General features: G+C 65.8%; 15 protein-coding genes. 14 read left to right on the top strand and 1 reads right to left on the bottom strand.

The window, feature by feature from the left end:
• Positions 1 to 284 precede the first annotated feature (284 nt).
• The 13 genes from ACW4LP_RS02610 to hisF all read left to right on the top strand — a co-directional run bounded on the left by ACW4LP_RS02610 (position 285) and on the right by hisF (position 13,491).
• Complete coding sequence (locus ACW4LP_RS02610) at positions 285 to 1,979, top strand: L,D-transpeptidase family protein (protein ID WP_455803445.1); 1,695 nt, start codon at positions 285 to 287, stop codon at positions 1,977 to 1,979.
• A gap of 6 nt (positions 1,980 to 1,985) precedes the next feature.
• Positions 1,986 to 2,861: a glutamate racemase gene (gene murI, locus ACW4LP_RS02605; protein WP_173112579.1), complete on the top strand. Its 876-nt coding sequence runs from the start codon at positions 1,986 to 1,988 to the stop codon at positions 2,859 to 2,861.
• A 45-nt stretch (positions 2,862 to 2,906) separates the two neighbouring features.
• A complete protein-coding gene (gene rdgB / locus ACW4LP_RS02600) occupies positions 2,907 to 3,533 on the top strand; it encodes an RdgB/HAM1 family non-canonical purine NTP pyrophosphatase (protein ID WP_455803444.1) in 627 nt (208 codons plus the stop codon).
• A gap of 135 nt (positions 3,534 to 3,668) precedes the next feature.
• Positions 3,669 to 4,052 (top strand): MerR family transcriptional regulator, encoded by a 384-nt coding sequence (locus ACW4LP_RS02595; RefSeq protein ID WP_288220473.1) that lies wholly within the window; start codon positions 3,669 to 3,671, stop codon positions 4,050 to 4,052.
• A 133-nt stretch (positions 4,053 to 4,185) separates the two neighbouring features.
• Positions 4,186 to 4,983, top strand: coding sequence for a nickel pincer cofactor biosynthesis protein LarB (gene larB / locus ACW4LP_RS02590; RefSeq protein WP_455803443.1), 798 nt, complete (start codon positions 4,186 to 4,188; stop codon positions 4,981 to 4,983).
• Positions 4,984 to 5,047: 64 nt separating this feature from the next.
• A complete protein-coding gene (larC, locus tag ACW4LP_RS02585; protein ID WP_455803442.1) occupies positions 5,048 to 5,899 on the top strand; it encodes a nickel pincer cofactor biosynthesis protein LarC in 852 nt (283 codons plus the stop codon).
• Positions 5,900 to 6,218: 319 nt separating this feature from the next.
• Positions 6,219 to 7,931, top strand: coding sequence for an ATP phosphoribosyltransferase (gene hisG / locus ACW4LP_RS02580; protein ID WP_241521348.1), 1,713 nt, complete (start codon positions 6,219 to 6,221; stop codon positions 7,929 to 7,931).
• 14 nt (positions 7,932 to 7,945) lie between these two features.
• A complete protein-coding gene (gene hisD, locus ACW4LP_RS02575) occupies positions 7,946 to 9,307 on the top strand; it encodes a histidinol dehydrogenase (protein ID WP_237418849.1) in 1,362 nt (453 codons plus the stop codon).
• Complete coding sequence (gene hisC, locus ACW4LP_RS02570; RefSeq protein ID WP_455803441.1) at positions 9,300 to 10,394, top strand: histidinol-phosphate transaminase; 1,095 nt, start codon at positions 9,300 to 9,302, stop codon at positions 10,392 to 10,394. Before hisD ends, hisC begins: the two co-directional genes overlap by 8 nt.
• A 12-nt stretch (positions 10,395 to 10,406) precedes the next feature.
• On the top strand, positions 10,407 to 10,997 hold the full coding sequence (gene hisB, locus ACW4LP_RS02565) for an imidazoleglycerol-phosphate dehydratase HisB (protein WP_455803440.1): 591 nt from the start codon (positions 10,407 to 10,409) through the stop codon (positions 10,995 to 10,997).
• Positions 10,994 to 11,698: an imidazole glycerol phosphate synthase subunit HisH gene (hisH, locus tag ACW4LP_RS02560; protein WP_455803439.1), complete on the top strand. Its 705-nt coding sequence runs from the start codon at positions 10,994 to 10,996 to the stop codon at positions 11,696 to 11,698. Before hisB ends, hisH begins: the two co-directional genes overlap by 4 nt.
• 2 nt (positions 11,699 to 11,700) lie before the next feature.
• Positions 11,701 to 12,492, top strand: a complete 792-nt coding sequence (gene hisA / locus ACW4LP_RS02555) for a 1-(5-phosphoribosyl)-5-[(5-phosphoribosylamino)methylideneamino]imidazole-4-carboxamide isomerase (protein ID WP_455803438.1) — start codon at positions 11,701 to 11,703, stop codon at positions 12,490 to 12,492.
• Between the two features lie 234 nt (positions 12,493 to 12,726).
• Positions 12,727 to 13,491, top strand: coding sequence for an imidazole glycerol phosphate synthase subunit HisF (gene hisF / locus ACW4LP_RS02550; RefSeq protein WP_114540498.1), 765 nt, complete (start codon positions 12,727 to 12,729; stop codon positions 13,489 to 13,491).
• 43 nt (positions 13,492 to 13,534) lie between these two features.
• On the opposite strand, the gene ACW4LP_RS02545 is transcribed toward hisF, so the two are convergent.
• On the bottom strand, positions 13,535 to 13,972 hold the full coding sequence (locus ACW4LP_RS02545; protein WP_288220467.1) for a helix-turn-helix domain-containing protein: 438 nt from the start codon (positions 13,970 to 13,972) through the stop codon (positions 13,535 to 13,537).
• A 172-nt stretch (positions 13,973 to 14,144) separates the two neighbouring features.
• Here ACW4LP_RS02545 and ACW4LP_RS02540 point away from each other — a divergent pair, with 172 nt between their 5' ends.
• On the top strand, positions 14,145 to 15,500 hold the full coding sequence (locus tag ACW4LP_RS02540) for a M48 family metallopeptidase (protein ID WP_455803437.1): 1,356 nt from the start codon (positions 14,145 to 14,147) through the stop codon (positions 15,498 to 15,500).
• Positions 15,501 to 15,507: the final 7 nt, after the last annotated feature.

Raw genomic sequence — 15,507 nt, 5'->3', positions numbered from 1 at the left:
GCGGTCGCTCTTCGGGGCGGCCGCTTTTCTCTCCTTGCGTGGCTTATTCCTTACGAAAACGGTCATGTTCTGGGGAAACAGGCTGAAAATCCTTTAAGTTCTGTGGGGGAGTCGTGGGGAATGGCGTGCAGGGTGGCGCGCGGGGCGCGGTCTGTGGGAAAGTAGCGCCGAACGACGTATCCGCCGGCGGCCGCGGGCTCCTTGGCTTATAATGGGCCTAAGGCGCATCCGCCGACTTGCGCGGCGGCCCCAAAGTAAGTTGAATCGCACCACGGAAGCGCACTATGCCACGACACAGCACATCTGACAATCGAATTTCCGAAGCGGGCGCAAGCGCGACCCGCGGTTTCGTCATGCCCGAGGGCCGCTTCGGCGCGCCGAGGCCCGTGGGGCCCCAGGCCACGGGCGCGATGCCGCCCCAGCACGACCAGGGAACCGCCGCGATGCCCCCTCAGCCTTCGCGCCCCGCAATCAGCGGCGCCGGCGCCATGCCCGTCGTGCCCCCCATGGGCCCGACGTCCGGCGGCTACGTGCCCGGCTACCAGGTGAATGCCCGGCCGCCCAAGAAGCATCGGGGGCTCAAGATCTTCGGCATCGTGATGGCCTCCATTCTAGGCGCCATCGCCCTTGTCTACTTCGCCGGCGTCATCGTGTTCTCCGGGCGCTTCTTCCCTCAGTCCACTATCATCGGCATGGACATCTCCGGCAAGACGCCCGAAGAGGTCCACCAGATGCTCGACAATGTGCTGGGCGACTACACCTTCAAGGTGGAGGGCCCGGGTCTTTCCCTCACGTTGGACGCCACGGACATGGGCATGGCGCTCGACAGCCAGTCCATCGCCGATGGCCTTCTGGCCGAGATGAATCCCTGGGCGTGGCCCTACGAGGTGTTCCAGCGCCACGACGACACCGATGATTTGGTCTCCACCCTGGAGAACTCGAAGCTGGCCGACACGCTGACCGCCGCCGTAGAGGAGGCCAACGCCCGCGGCACCGCTCCCAAGAACGCCACCGTGGCCTATGACGCCGACGAGGGCGGCTATGTCGTCGTGCCCGAGGAGGAGGGCAACACCCTCCTGTCCGACGTCGTCATCGACGAGGTGACGCGGGGCACGGTGAACTTCGCGCCGAAGGTGACGCTCTCCGACGCCGTGCTGGCCAAGCCCACGGTGACGCGCGACGACCCCGCGCTGGCCGAGGCGCGCGATGCGGCCAACAAGTACCTCGGCGGGGCGCTTTCCCTCACCATGGCGGGCGCCGAGAAGATGGCCATCACCGCCGACGAGATCGCCGAGCACATCACCTTGGGCGACGACCTCTCCGTGACCTTCGACCCTGAGCCTTTGGTGGCGGCGGTGAAGGAGAAGGTGAACGCCATGGACACCACGGGCGCTACCCGCACGTTCACGCGTCCCGACGGCAAGGCCGTCACGGTGAAGGGCGGCGACTACGGCTGGATCACCGACAGCCAGGCCACCGCCGACGCCGTGCGCGAGGCGCTCGCCTCCGGGGCGGGCGGCACGCTGGAGATCATCATGAAGCAGAACGCGGCCCAGGCCCCCGACGAGGGCGGCCGCGACTTCGGCACCCGCTACATTGACGTGGATCTCACCGAGCAGCACGCGCGCTTCTACGGCGATGACGGCGCCATTATCTGGGAGAGCGACATTGTCAGCGGCAAGCCCGCCGACGGACGCGACACGCCCCAGGGCACCTACTACATCAAGACCAACGATGGCAAGTCGGTGCTGCGCGGCTACAAGCCCGACGGCACCAAAGACTACGAGACCGAGGTGGAGTTCTGGATGCCCTTCAAGGACAACTCCGTGGGCTTCCACGACGCGGGCTGGCAGGAGAAGTTCGGCGGCGACTGGTACGTCGAGCACGGCAGCCACGGCTGCGTCAACCTGCCTCCCGATAAGGCCGAAGAGCTCCACGGGCTTCTGTCGGTGGGCGACGTTGTCGTCGTGCACGAGTAGGGCGCCGTGGATACGGAGCGATTCGACAACCGCCCCATCGGGGTGTTCGATTCCGGCTACGGGGGCCTCACGGTGGCCCGCGCGCTGCAGAAGCGCCTGCCGGAGGAGTCCATCCTGTACTTCGGCGACTCGGCGCGCTGCCCCTACGGGCCCCGCGATCAGGCCGAGGTGGACGGCTTCGTGCAGCAGATCTGCACGTGGCTCGTCGGCCGGGACGTGAAGATGATCGTCATCGCCTGCAACACGGCCACGGCCGCCGGTCTCGCCCATGCCCAGGAGAACTTCTCCGTGCCCGTCGTCGGCGTGGTGGAGCCGGGCGCCCGGGCGGCGGCCCACACGACGCTCAACCGGCGCGTGGGGGTCATCGCCACCAAGGGCACCGTGGATTCCAACGCCTACAGCGACGCCATTCGCCACATCGACGCCGGCATCACCGTGTTCTCCACGGCGACGCCCCGGTTCGTGGAGATCGCCGAGATGGGGCTGAAGCTCTCCGACGGGCCCATCGAGGACTACATGGCCGACACCACCAAGGTCTACATCCGCCCGGAGTTCGAGGACATCGCCCGGCAGTACCTGGAGCCGCTGCGCCGCTGCGACATCGACACGCTCGTTTTGGGCTGCACCCACTATCCGCTTCTGAAGGCGCTCATCGGGGGCGTGGTGGGGCGCAAGGTCACGCTGGTGAACTCGGCCGATGAGACGGCCCGCGACGTCGATCACATCCTGCGCCGGCGCCGCGCCCATGCCCGTTCGGGCAACGTGCCCGTCCACTCGTTTTTCACCACGGCCGACGACGTGGAGGAGTTCCGGCGCTTCGGCGGCCGCGTGCTCGCCCGCCCCATGGACGTCGTCGCGCATGTGGATCTGCCCGCACTGTAAGCAACCGCCCGCACCGGCGAGGTGCCCGTCTGCAAGGAGGAACCCGTGAAGGAAGTGCTCATCGCCACGAACAACGCCCACAAGGTGGAGGAGATTCGCACGGCCCTGAACTTCGAGGGCTGGACGTTCACGACGCTGGCCGAGGCGGGGGTGACGTCGGATCCGGCCGAGGACGCCGACAGCTTCGAGGGTAACGCCCGCATCAAGGCCCGGGCGGCGCGTGCGGCGGCACGGGAGTCGCTGGGACGCTTTGTGGCGGTGCTCGCCGACGACTCCGGTTTGGAGGTGGACGCCCTGGGCGGCGCGCCGGGGGTCTTCTCGGCGCGCTACGCGGGACCCGACGGGGACGACGCAGCCAACAACGCGAAGCTTCTGGCCGAGCTTGCCGCCGTGCCGGACGCCGAGCGCACGGCGCGGTTCGTGTGCACGCTCGTGTTCATCGACGAGGATGGCACGGAATCGGTGGCCCGCGGCACCATCGAGGGCGCCATCGGGCGCGAGCCCCGCGGCAGCGAGGGTTTCGGCTACGATCCGCTGTTTTTGCCCGACGAGTACGGCGGCACGCGAGCGCTGGCCGAGGTCTCCCAGGACGAGAAGAACGGCATATCTCATCGGGGAAATGCCTTGCGCGTGCTCAAAAAGGCCCTTTCCCAAAGCGTTGACGAACGGTAAAAATAGGCTGTGTGCGGGGCTTTTCCATGGGATATTATTTTGATCTATTGACTTGTAGCATACTCCATATGGTCTAATGGGCACGCAGGCTGCGCGAACGTGAGATGCGCAGCGGCGCGTTTCGAAGGGGACGGCATGAAGATTGCGGAAGTCAGCAAGCGCTACGGTGTTTCCACCGACACGCTGCGCTATTACGAGCGCATTGGCCTGTTGCGCCATGTGCCTCGCAACAAGAGCGGCATTCGCGATTACGATGAGGCCAGCTGCAACGCCGTCGAGTTCGTCAAATGCATGCGCGATGCCGGCATGTCCATCGAGTCTTTGGTGGAGTACATGGAACTTCTGGAACAGGGTGACGAGACGACGGCGGCCCGCAAGGAGCTGCTCATGCGGCAGAGCGGAGAGATCCGGGAGCGCATCGTCGGTCTGGAGCGGGCCTTGGCGCGTCTCGAGTACAAGATCGAGCACTACGACGAGGTCATGAAGGCCACCGAGCGGACTCTGCGCGCGGGGGAGTAACCGCCGCGAATGCGTTTGTTCCGTGGGCGTTGCCCTCGAGTCTTTTGTTGGAGCTGACTCCAGCATTTATCATGGCTTTCCGAGAAACCAACTGAGAACGAGTGAGGGCGTTCGTCGGAAAGCGGGGGTGACCGTGGCCTTTCACCAGAGCGAGAATTCTGAGAGTCTTTGTGGCGGAGCCGCTTTCGCGCGGCCCGACTACGACCGTGCGATGCGACAGGGCGCCGGTGAGGTGATTTACGGCGAGGGAAAGACCGCCGAGCAGATCGCCGCTATCGCGTCATCGCTCATGGAAGCCGGGCAGCCGCGCGTGCTGGCCACCCGGGTGGATGCGAAGAAGGCCGATGCCGTGGCCGCCCTGTGGGGCAAGGTCGCGCCTGGCGGCGGCGCGGGCGACGAGGGGAACGAGGGCAACGTGGCCGGCGACGCGGGCAAGGGCGACGCGGGCGGCGTTGTCCCGTGCGCCTACTACGAGACGGCGCGGCTCGTCGTGTTCGGCGACATGCCCGCGCCCGACGGGGACGGCGTGGTGGCCGTGGCCTGCGCCGGCACGAGCGATTTGCCCGTGGCCGAGGAGGCGGCGCTCACCGCGGAGTTCCTCGGCAACGAGGTGCGGCGCTTCTACGATGTGGGCGTGGCCGGCATCCATCGGCTTCTGGACGTGGCCGACGAGCTGCGCGCGGCGCGGGCCGTGGTGGCGGTGGCCGGCATGGAGGGCGCGCTCGCCTCCGTGGTGGGGGGTCTTGTCGCCGCGCCGGTGATCGCGGTGCCCACCTCGGTGGGCTACGGCGCCTCCTTCGGCGGCGTGACCGCGCTGCTCGCCATGCTGAACTCCTGCGCGAGCGGGGTGTCGGTGGTCAACATCGACAACGGCTTCGGCGCCGCCTTCCAGGCAAGCGCTATCAATCACTTGAATTCCCGACAGGGATAGGCCTGCGGCGGTTCCCGCCGAGCGCGGGCGCCTCGAGGGCAGCACCATCATGAAAGGCGATGCAATGACGAAACTTCTCTACTTGGAATGCACCTCCGGTATCAGCGGCGACATGTGCGCGGCGGCCCTGCTGGATGCAGGCGCGAGCGAGGAGGCGGTGCGCCGGGCGCTGGAGAGCCTACCTGTGGAAGGTTTCGCTGTGGAGATATCCCGGGTGAAGAAGTCGGGTTTGGACGTCTGCGACTTCAGCGTCGTGCTGGATGCCGCCCACGAGAACCACGACCACGATATGGCCTACCTGCACGGGCAGGGGGGCGCAAGCGAGCACGGCCACGGCCATGACCATGGTCACGCCCGCGATCACGACCATGGTCACGGTGCCCCCGGCGGCCATCATCACCGCGGCCCTGCGGAAATAGCAGAGATCATCGACGGTGCTGCCATGACCGATGGCGCCAAGGCCATTGCGCACCGTATGTTCGGCTTCGTGGCCGATGCTGAGGCGCGGGCCCACGGCGTGCCCGTGGGGGAAGTCCACTTCCACGAGGTGGGCGCCGTGGATTCCATCGCCGACATCATCGCCATCGCCGTGGCGGCCGACGACTTGGCGCCCGACGGGGTCGTGGTGTCCGATCTGCCCTGCGGGTACGGCACGGTGCGCTGCCAGCACGGCCTCATCCCTGTGCCCGCCCCGGCCACGGCGTTCATCGCCGAAGCTGCCGGATTGACGCTTTCCCCGGTGGACGTGGAAGGCGAGCTCGTCACCCCCACGGGCGCCGCCGCAGCCGCCGCTCTGCGCACCGAGTCCGTCCTTCCCGAGCGCTTCTCCATCAAGGCCATCGGCATGGGCGCCGGCAAACGCGCCTACGCCACCCCCGGCATCCTTCGCGCCATGATCATCGAGCCCGTGGAGTAATTCCAACCGTAGGTGAAAATTCCCATTGCTTTAGCACTCTACTGTGATAAAGTACTAGCATCGATGCGAGATCCTCGTGCGTTCTTTGCGCGGGAACTCTGTCGATAATTCGCCGTTTGCCGTCCCGGTGCGCCGGGAGGGGAGAGGGCGTGTAACATGACAATCTCGGTAATCGAAGGCGCTTGCGACGAGACGAGCCAGGCGATGGCCTCGGCTGACTGCGAGCCAGGGCGAAAGCTCCGGCTGCATGCATGCCGGGTCACAGGTCTTGAGCCGTTCGCGCGTCGTTTGCGCCAGTGAGGAATGTGCGTTGAACGCTGTGACACCATCGGGCTTCCGCGACGTGCTCTCCGAGGAGGCGCGCGTCCGCGAGGCCATCACCCGGGCCGTGGCCGACCTGTTCGCCTCTCGCGGCTACGTGCCCATCGAGACGCCCACCCTGGAGGTGATGGACGTCCTGCGGGCCGGCGGGCGGGTGCCGGCCACTCCCTTCAAGTTCTTCGACTCCCGGGGCGACCTTCTGGCCATGCGCCCGGACGTCACCCTGCAGATCGCGCGCATGTGCGCCACGCGCCTGGCCAACGTCCCCGGCCCCTTGCGCTTCCGCTACACCCAGCGGGTCTTCCGCGAGGCCGAGACGGAGAACCAGGTGCAGGCCCGCGAGCTCACCCAGTGCGGCGTGGAGTGCATCGGGGAAGTGGGGCCGGCGGCCGATGCCGAGATCGTCGTGCTGTTCGCCGAGGCACTGCGGCTGGCCGGAGCGACGCAGTTCGTGCTCGCCATGGCCACAGTAGGGGTGCTCCGGGCCCTTCTCGAGCGCTCGGGGGCCGCCGAGCCGTGGAAGGCCGCGGTGCTGGATGCCTATCACGGCTCCGACTTCGTGGCCCTCGACCGTTTGTGCGACGCCGCCATGGGACGCGCCGTGGAAGGGGAGGCCGTCGATGCGGGGGCTGCCGCGCCCGCCTACACCGAGGCCATCCGTCAGCTCGCGCGCATCCGGGGCGCCCAGGACGCCATCGACGCGGTGCGCGCGCTCGTGACCCCGCTCGGGTGCGTGGCCGACCTGGACGACTTCCAGGCCACCTACGATCTTCTGGGCGAGGCCGGCCTGGCCGACTCCGTGCTCGTCGACTTCTCGGTGGCCAGCTCCTTCAACTACTACACGGGCCTCGTCTTCGAGGCCTGCTCGCCCTATCTGGGCTCGCCTCTGGGCTCCGGCGGCCGCTACGACCGCATGATAGGCGCCTTCGGGGCCGATCGTCCCGCTGCGGGCTTCGCCTTCTCGCTGGAGCAGGCCATGGCCGCCGCCTCTGCCGAAGTGGACGCGGCGCCCACAGACGCGCGCCCGCTGCGCATCGCCGTGCCCAAGGGCTCCCTGAACGCCGAGGCCATCGCCTGTTTGGAAGAGGCCGGCCTCGATGTGACGGGACTTGCCAATCCGGGCCGCGCACTCGTCATTTCCAACCCCGGGGTCGACTACATCATCGTGCGGCCCTCCGACGCGCCCGTCTTCGTGGCCCTGGGCGCCGCCGACTGCGGCATCTGCGGCAAGGACTCGCTTTTGGAAGTGGGCGCTGCCGTGGAGGAGCTGGTCGATCTGCGCTTCGGCGGCTGCCGCTTCGTCGTGGCGGAGTCGGCCGGCACGAGCGCGGCCATCGAGGAGCGCTATCGCAAGCTCGGCAGCATACGCATCGCCACGAAGTACCCTTCCATCACCCGTGCCCACTTCGCGCGCACCGGCACCCAGGTGGAGATCGTCTACCTGCACGGCAACATCGAGCTGGCGCCCATCACCGGTATGGCCGAGCGCATCGTCGACATCACCGCCACGGGAACCACCCTGCGCGAGAACAACCTGGAGATCGTGGAAGAGGTGCTCGCCTCCACGGCCCGCTTCTTCGCCAACGGCTGCGCCCTGCGCACCGACGAGCGCATCGTGGCGCTGGCCCGCGTGCTCGCCGAAAATGCCCCCAAGCACACTTACGCGCCCATCGCCGGCGCTTCCAACCCGACCCGTCCCTCCCAAGAGTAAGGAGCTCTCCCGCCATGACCATGAGACGAATCGACCTGCAACCCCTCGAGCCCTTCACGAGCGACTTCATCGACCGTACCGGCGCCTTCAACCCCGGCGCCCTTGAGGCGGCCACCGCCATCATCGAGCAGGTGCGCCGGGACGGCGACGCGGCCCTGCGCGCGCTTACCGAGAAGTTCGACGGCGTGGCCATCGAGAACTTCCGCGTGCCGGGCGAGGCCATCGATGCCGCGATGGCGGAAGTGGACCCGGACACCCTCGAGGCCCTGAAGCACGCTGCGGCCCAGATCCGCGACTTCCACGAGCGCCAGAAGCAGCAGAGCTGGTTTTTCGCCCGCGAGGACGGGGCCATCGTGGGCTCGAAGGTGACGCCTTTGGAATCCGTGGGCATCTACGTGCCCGGAGGACGGGCGCTGTACCCCTCAACGGTGCTCATGAACGCCCTGCCCGCCCAGGTGGCCGGCGTGGAGCGCATCGTCTGCGTGACGCCGCCCACCAAGGACGGCACGCTGGATGCGGCCATCCTCGCTGCCTGCAAGATCGCCGGCGTCACCGAGATCTACACCGTCGGCGGCGCCCAGGCCGTGGCGGCGCTGGCCTACGGCACCGAGACCATCCGCCCGGTGGCCAAGATCACCGGCCCGGGCAACGCCTTCGTGGCCGCGGCCAAGAAGCTCGTCTCGGGCGATGTGGGCATCGATATGATCGCCGGGCCGTCGGAGGTCTGCGTCGTGGCCGACGAGACGGCCGACCCGCGGCTGGTGGCCATCGATCTCATGGCCCAGGCCGAGCACGATCCTTTGGCGGCCTGCTACCTCGTCACCTTCTCGGACGCCTATGCCGACGCGGTGGAGGCGGCCATCCAGGTGCACCTGGCCGATTCCACCCGCGCCGACATCACCCGCACCTCCCTTGACGATCACGGGCTCATCGTCGTGTGCACTTCCATGGATCAGGCCCTGGAGGCGGTGAACGTCATTGCGCCCGAGCATTTGGAGATGCACGTGGAGGGCGCCATGGAGTATCTGGGCGCCATCCGCAACGCCGGCGCCATCTTCTTGGGCGCGTGGACGCCGGAGGCCGTGGGCGATTACGTGGCCGGCCCCAACCACACGCTGCCCACCGGCGGCACGGCCCGCTACTCCTCGCCGCTTTCCGTGGACGACTTCGTGAAGAAGTCCTCCATCATCCAGTACAGCCCCGCGGCCCTGAAGAACGACGCGCGCGCCGTGGTGCAGATCGCCACCCACGAGGGGCTGTGGGCCCATGCCCGCTCGGTGGCCCTGCGTCTTAAGGCGCTGCTGGACGCCGAGCAGGCGAGCGTGGCCGGCTCGGCCGCGGCGGGCGTGGAAGATGGCGAGGCGCGCGGTGAATAAGGTTCGCGCGTCGGCGCCCCAGCTTGAGGGGCTCGTTCCCTACGATCCGAAGTACCTGCCGGCCGAGGCGTACCTGTCGGCCAACGAGAATCCGCGCGACGTGGACGCCGAGGTGCGCGCCGCCATCGAGCGCCGCATTGCCCAGGTGCCCCTGAACCGCTATCCCGATCCTCTGGCCAACCGCCTGCGCGACCTCATCGCCGAGGCCAACGGGCTCGACCGCGCCAATGTCCTTCTGGGTAACGGCGGCGACGAGCTTTTGTTCGATGTGGCCCTCGCTTGGGGCGGACCGGGGCGCAGCTTCCTGAACCTGCCCCCGACCTTCTCGGTGTACGCGGCCAACGCACGGCTCACGAACACCCGCTGCGTGGATGTGCCGCGTCGGGCCGACTTCTCCATCGACGAAGCGGCGGTGCTTGAGCGCGTGGGGAAGGGCGACATCGATTTCGTCATCGTGACGAGCCCGAACAACCCCACGGGCCAGAGGGCGTCCACGGCGTTCATCGAAGAGCTGCTCGACGCCACCGATGCGCTCGTGCTGGTGGACGAGGCCTACTTCGAGTTCTCGCGCGCCACGGTGCGCCCTTTGCTGGCGACCCACGAGAATCTCGCCATCCTGCGCACGTTCTCGAAGGCGTTCTCGCTGGCGGGCGTGCGTCTGGGCTACGTTTTGGCGAACGCGCCGGTCATCGAGGAGCTGTGCAAGGTGCGCCAGCCCTATTCCGTGGACGCCGTCTCTCAGGCCATAGGAGAGGTGGTCTTCGAGAACCGCGCCCGCTTCGAGCCGGGCATCCGCGAGATCATCGAGGAGCGGGGCCGCGTCATGGAGGCGCTGCGCACCCTGCCCGGCGTGACCGCCTACCCGTCGGATTCCAACTGGATTCTGTTCTCGATGGAAGATGCCGGGGCGGCCTGGCAGTACCTGTACGACCGCGGCGTGCTCGTGCGCGATTTCAGCAGCGCCCCCATGCTCGAGGGCTGTCTGCGGGCGACTATCGGCACGCCGGAGCAGAACGACGCGTTCATCCGCGGGCTGCGCGACTTTCTCGCCGAGAGCCGCGAGCGGCGCGCGCGGGCTATGCGATAGGGAAGGAGAGCAATGACGAGAGAGGCCACCATCCTCCGCGAGACGGCGGAGACGCGCATCGAGGTCACGGTGAACCTGGACGGCGCGGGACGCGCGGACGTGGCGTGCGGCATCGGGTTCTTTGACCACATGCTATGCGCTTTTGCGCGTCACGGCCGTTTCGATCTGAAGGTGTCGGTGCGCGGCGACTTGCATGTGGACGGCCACCACACGGTGGAGGACACGGGCATCGTGCTGGGCCGCGCTCTGGCCGAGGCCTTGGGAGAGAAGGCCGGCATCGAGCGGTTTGGCAGCGCGTTCGTGCCGATGGACGAGGCGCTGGTGCTGGCGGCTCTGGATATCTCCGGACGCGGGCAGCTGCACTGGGACGTCGAGGCGCCGTTCGGCATGGTGGGCGATTTCGACACTCAGCTCGCCCGGGAGTTCTTCATCGCGCTTGCCGCTAACGCGGGCATCACCCTGCACATCCGCCAGCTCGCTGGCGACAACGTGCACCACATCTTCGAGGCCGCCTTCAAGGCGTGCGGGCGCGCCCTGCGCCAGGCCGTGGCCGTCGACCCGGCCCTGGGTGGCGCGGTTCCCTCAACTAAAGGCGTGCTATGAGCATCGTCATTGTCGACTACCATAAGGGAAACCTGCTCTCGGTGGAGCGGGGACTTGTAGGCGCGGGGGCGGACGTCGTCGTGACCGACGAGGCCGACGTCATCCGCGCGGCCGACGCCGTGGTGCTGCCCGGCGTGGGGGCCTTCGCCGATGCCGCCGCGTCCATGGAGGAGATGGGCCAGATGGAGGCGGTGCGCGCGGCGGTAGCCGGCGGCGCGCCGTTTTTGGGCATCTGCCTGGGGATGCACCTCATGTTCGAGGCGGGCACCGAGCACGCGCCCGCTGACGGCCCGCTGCCACGCGGCCTCGGCTTCATCGAGGGCGTGGTGGACGCCATGCCCCGCACCGACGCTGCCGGCCGCGCCTACAAAGTGCCCCATGTGGGATGGAACTCCGTGGAGTTCTCCGAGCCGAATTCACTGTTCGACGGAATCGCGCCCGGCGAATTCTTCTACTTCACCCACAGCTTCGTGGCGCCGCCGAGCGCGGCCACCATTGCCGAGACAGTGCACTCGGTGACCTTCCCCTGCGCCGTGCAGGTGCCGGGCCGCCCCGTCTTCGGCGTGCAGTTCCATCCGGAGAAGAGCTCGGATGCGGGCGCGCGCCTGCTTGCCAACTTCGCAACCATTGCACGAGCCGCGCGCGCCGGCAGCGCGCACGCTGATAAGGTGGCGGAAAACCCCGTCGCGTCAAAGGAGTAGCCATGTACCTTCTTCCTGCCATCGATCTTTTGGACGGGCGCGCGGTGCGCTTGGCCAAAGGAGACTACCACGCCGTCACCGTGTACAACGACGACCCGGCGTATCAGGCCCAGCTGTTCGAGGAGGCCGGTGCGACGTGGCTTCATGTGGTCGATCTGGATGGCGCGAAGTCCGGCAACCCCGACAACCTGGAAGTGGTGCGCGCGATTTTGGCGCGCACGAGCCTGAAGGTGGAGGTAGGCGGCGGCGTGCGCTCGCTCGAGGCTGCCGATCGCCTGCTCGATGCCGGTGCGACCCGGGTTATTCTAGGTACCGCGCTCGTGCGCGACCCCGAGTTTGCCCAGGCGGCCATGGAGAAGTTCGGCCCCGATGCCCTGGTTGCCGGCATCGACGCGAAGGCCGGCGAGGCCGCCGTGGCCGGCTGGACTGAAGGCTCGGGCGTGGCCGCCGCCGACCTGGCCCGCCGTATGGCGGCGCTGGGATACGAGCACCTCGTCTACACCGACATCGCCCGCGACGGCATGCAGACCGGTGTGGAGAACGACGCCTACGCGAAGATGGCCGCCGCCTTCGGCAATCCGGTCATCGTTTCCGGCGGCATCGCCACCGCAGCTGACATCCGGGCGCTGGCCCCCATCGCCGACGCCGTGGAAGGCGTCATTACCGGTCGGGCCATCTACGAGGGCACTCTTACCGTGGCCGACGGCGTTGCGGCGTGCGACGGCACCTTCCAGCTGTCCGACCAGCTGGAAGAGGAGGAGCGTCCCCTGACCATCGAAGAGCTGGAAAGCTAGCAAACAAGGAAGAGTAGTCGGCGAACCAGACGGTGTTGCGACCGAGCGAGTTTAAGCAAGCAAGGAAGAGCAGCCCGGGCGACGCCGGGTGCCTTGACCGAGCGAGTTCCGCAGATGGTATCGAAGGCCAAAAGGGAAAGGGAGCAGTTGGCCTTGACGCCTTCGATACCAGCGAGGACTGTCTGAGCGAATCAAGGTACCCGGCGGCGCCCGGGCGGACGGGTTGAAGAGAGTATGTTAACAAAGAGAGTAATCCCCTGCCTGGACGTAAAGGACGGCCGCGTCGTGAAGGGTGTGAACTTCGTGGGCCTGCGCGATGCGGGCGACCCCATCGAGCTGGCCCGCGCCTACGACGAGCAAAAGGCCGACGAGGTCATCTTCCTGGACATCACCGCCACGAGCGACGATCGCGCCACCACGGTGGAGCTCGCGAGCCACGCCTCGGCCGAGCTGCATCTGCCCTATTGCGTGGGCGGCGGCTTCCGCAGCGTGGCCGACATCCGCAAGATGATCGCCGCCGGCGCCGACAAGGTGTCGGTGAACTCGGCAGCCGTGGCGAACCCCCAGCTCATCACCGATGCAGCTCGGGCCTTCGGCACGCAGGCGATCCTCTGCGCCATCGACGCGAAAGCGGTGCCCGGCAATCCCAACAAGTGGGAGGTCTACGTGGCCGGTGGTCGCAAGAACACCCATATCGACGCCATCGAATGGGCCCGCGAGGCGGCTCGGCGCGGAGCGGGGGAGATCCTGCTCACCTCCATGGACCGCGACGGCAGCCGCGACGGCTTCGACTGCCACCTGACGCGCTCCGTGGCCCGGGCCGTGGACATTCCCGTCATCGCCAGCGGCGGCGTGGGCAAGCTGGAACACTTCGCCGAGGGCATCATCGAGGGCGAGGCCGACGCCGTGCTCGCCGCCAGCGTCTTCCATTTCGGCGAGCTTACCGTGCGCCAGGTAAAAGAATCCATGCGCGCCGCCGGCATCCCGGTACGGCTTTAGGGCTGATCAAGGCTTCGGAGGAAATGACCGCCTCGGATGTTGCTTATCGTGCGACCTTTGGCCTTCCCGCTGGGGTGGGGGAGGCGAGGCGCGCGTCGATGCTGGCTTTGGTCACCCAGGTGTTGCGGCCGTCTTTCCAACCTTCTAGAAGGCCCGAATGCAGCATAGCCGTCACGCGGCTGCGGCTGACTCCGAGTAGTTCCGCCGCCTGAGCAGCGCTCACTTTCTCGATGTCGTCCAGCGTGGCGTCGACGGACACGACGAGTCTCACGCCTCCGTGGGAGGGCTCGTGGCCGAATGTTGCCTTGGGCGGTGTCTCGCCGCGCATCAGGTATTCCCGAGCGAGCTCCCTCAAAAGGTCGGCCGCCGACTCGCAGACATCTTCCACGTCGACGCCCTGGGTGATGCCCGCAAGATCGAAGGGCGCAGCAATCCACGCGAACTCCCCGCGCCACATTTCGAATTCATAGGTATATTGCATAGCCCCACTCCCCTCGAAAAGGATTTGCATAATGTGAATTCAATTAATAGTTAAAGCATACCATGATTTTCGTGGTTTCGGTTGGATCCGCAGCGATTCAATTACTTGCTCTATAATTATGTCAATAACGTCATAGCTGCAAAAGCATTCCTCGTTTCCGAAAGGATGTCTCATGAGAACCGTTGACTCCAATATGTACATCCACGATCTTGATCGCAAAGCCATGCGTTCTCTCAAGGCTATCCCGGCTTTTTCTCAGGTGATGAAGGCTTTCATGGGGGCATGGAACGAGCAGCTGTTTTACATCGAAAATATGTCGACGAACTTGCGCATCAGCGAAAAACAACTCCCTGCTTATCATGCGATGCTGGAAGAAGCTTGTGCGAAGCTGGGTATTGCCGTTCCCGAAATGTATTTGAAGCTTGACGTCAATCCCAATGCGTACACCTATGGGGACACAAAACCGTTCATCGTTCTAACCTCGGGGCTTATCGAGACGCTTCCAGGGGAGCTGATCCCCACGGTTATTGCTCACGAGTGCGGGCATATTGCTTGCCGTCATACGCTTTATACGACAATGGGCAATTTGCTGTGTGGCGGTCTGCTGAATGCCCTGCCGTTCGACGTGGCCCAAGTAGCTTCCATGCCCGTCATAGCCGCATTCTCGTACTGGATGCGCTGCTCTGAGTTCTCCGCCGACCGCGCGGCAGTGTTGTGCGACGGCGGTGCCGAAAAGATGAAGGAAGTTTGCGCCCGCTTCGCTGGCTTCGATAAGGATATTCCTGGCGAGTTGAATATGGATGCCTTTATGGAGCAAGCAGCTGCTTATGTGAGACACATCGAAGACGGTCCTGCAAACTCAATCATGGAGTTCATCCAGTACTTCGACAACGACCATCCCCTCAACGCCGTGCGCGCCTACGAGTGCGACGAATGGCAGAAATCAGCGCAGTTCGACAATCTTATGAACTACATTCACCACGGTGAAGATGGCTACAACTGTCAACAGCTTCCGCTATGCGATATCGCTGGGAGCTATGTGGGCCATCCTCATAGGGCCGTGATTGCCGAATTGTCGGACATAGGTTTCAGCAACGTGGAGCTTGTCAGGAAGACTGACCGAACCGCTTTCAAGAAGGCGGAAGAAGGCCAGGTCGTCGAGTTTGCGATCAATGGACTCACAAAATGCGGCTTTGCCGACTGGTACGCTCCTGACGCGCTCATCGAGATTGCATACTATCAGCCTTTCTCGGATGAAGAACTGCAAGATCAGCATCCTGGTGAGAAAAGGCTCCCTCTCTCGTCAAGGCGCTGTGTCGGCAAACAAGTTTCAGAGGTAGAACAGGCTTTTCGCGATGCGGGTTTTACCGATATTACAGTTTTTGAGCAAAAGGATCTAAAGCGCGGCTTGTTTGTGAAAGAGGGGAGCGTGGCACGAGTGACCATTGATGCCGATTCTCAATTCGAAGAAGGAGAATGGAGATCGACGAGCGCTCCCGTTCGCATCACGTACAGAACGTTGAAGTAGCGGCGGC

Source organism: Adlercreutzia sp. CNCM I-6215, from assembly GCF_977072315.1.
The sequence above is the reverse complement of the archived record's forward strand: the minus strand, read 5'-3'. Positions and strand labels throughout refer to the sequence as shown.

What these genes read in the sequence shown, in the direction of transcription:
- ACW4LP_RS02610 (WP_455803445.1), top strand. Translation starts at nt 285, where the DNA reads ATGCCACGACACAGCACATCTGACAATCGAATTTCCGAAGCGGGCGCA.
- ACW4LP_RS02595 (WP_288220473.1), top strand. Translation starts at nt 3,669, where the DNA reads ATGAAGATTGCGGAAGTCAGCAAGCGCTACGGTGTTTCCACCGACACG.
- larC (WP_455803442.1), top strand. Translation starts at nt 5,048, where the DNA reads ATGACGAAACTTCTCTACTTGGAATGCACCTCCGGTATCAGCGGCGAC.
- hisD (WP_237418849.1), top strand. Translation starts at nt 7,946, where the DNA reads ATGACCATGAGACGAATCGACCTGCAACCCCTCGAGCCCTTCACGAGC.
- hisB (WP_455803440.1), top strand. Translation starts at nt 10,407, where the DNA reads ATGACGAGAGAGGCCACCATCCTCCGCGAGACGGCGGAGACGCGCATC.
- hisH (WP_455803439.1), top strand. Translation starts at nt 10,994, where the DNA reads ATGAGCATCGTCATTGTCGACTACCATAAGGGAAACCTGCTCTCGGTG.
- hisA (WP_455803438.1), top strand. Translation starts at nt 11,701, where the DNA reads ATGTACCTTCTTCCTGCCATCGATCTTTTGGACGGGCGCGCGGTGCGC.
- hisF (WP_114540498.1), top strand. Translation starts at nt 12,727, where the DNA reads ATGTTAACAAAGAGAGTAATCCCCTGCCTGGACGTAAAGGACGGCCGC.
- ACW4LP_RS02545 (WP_288220467.1), bottom strand. Translation starts at nt 13,972, where the DNA reads ATGCAATATACCTATGAATTCGAAATGTGGCGCGGGGAGTTCGCGTGG.
- ACW4LP_RS02540 (WP_455803437.1), top strand. Translation starts at nt 14,145, where the DNA reads ATGAGAACCGTTGACTCCAATATGTACATCCACGATCTTGATCGCAAA.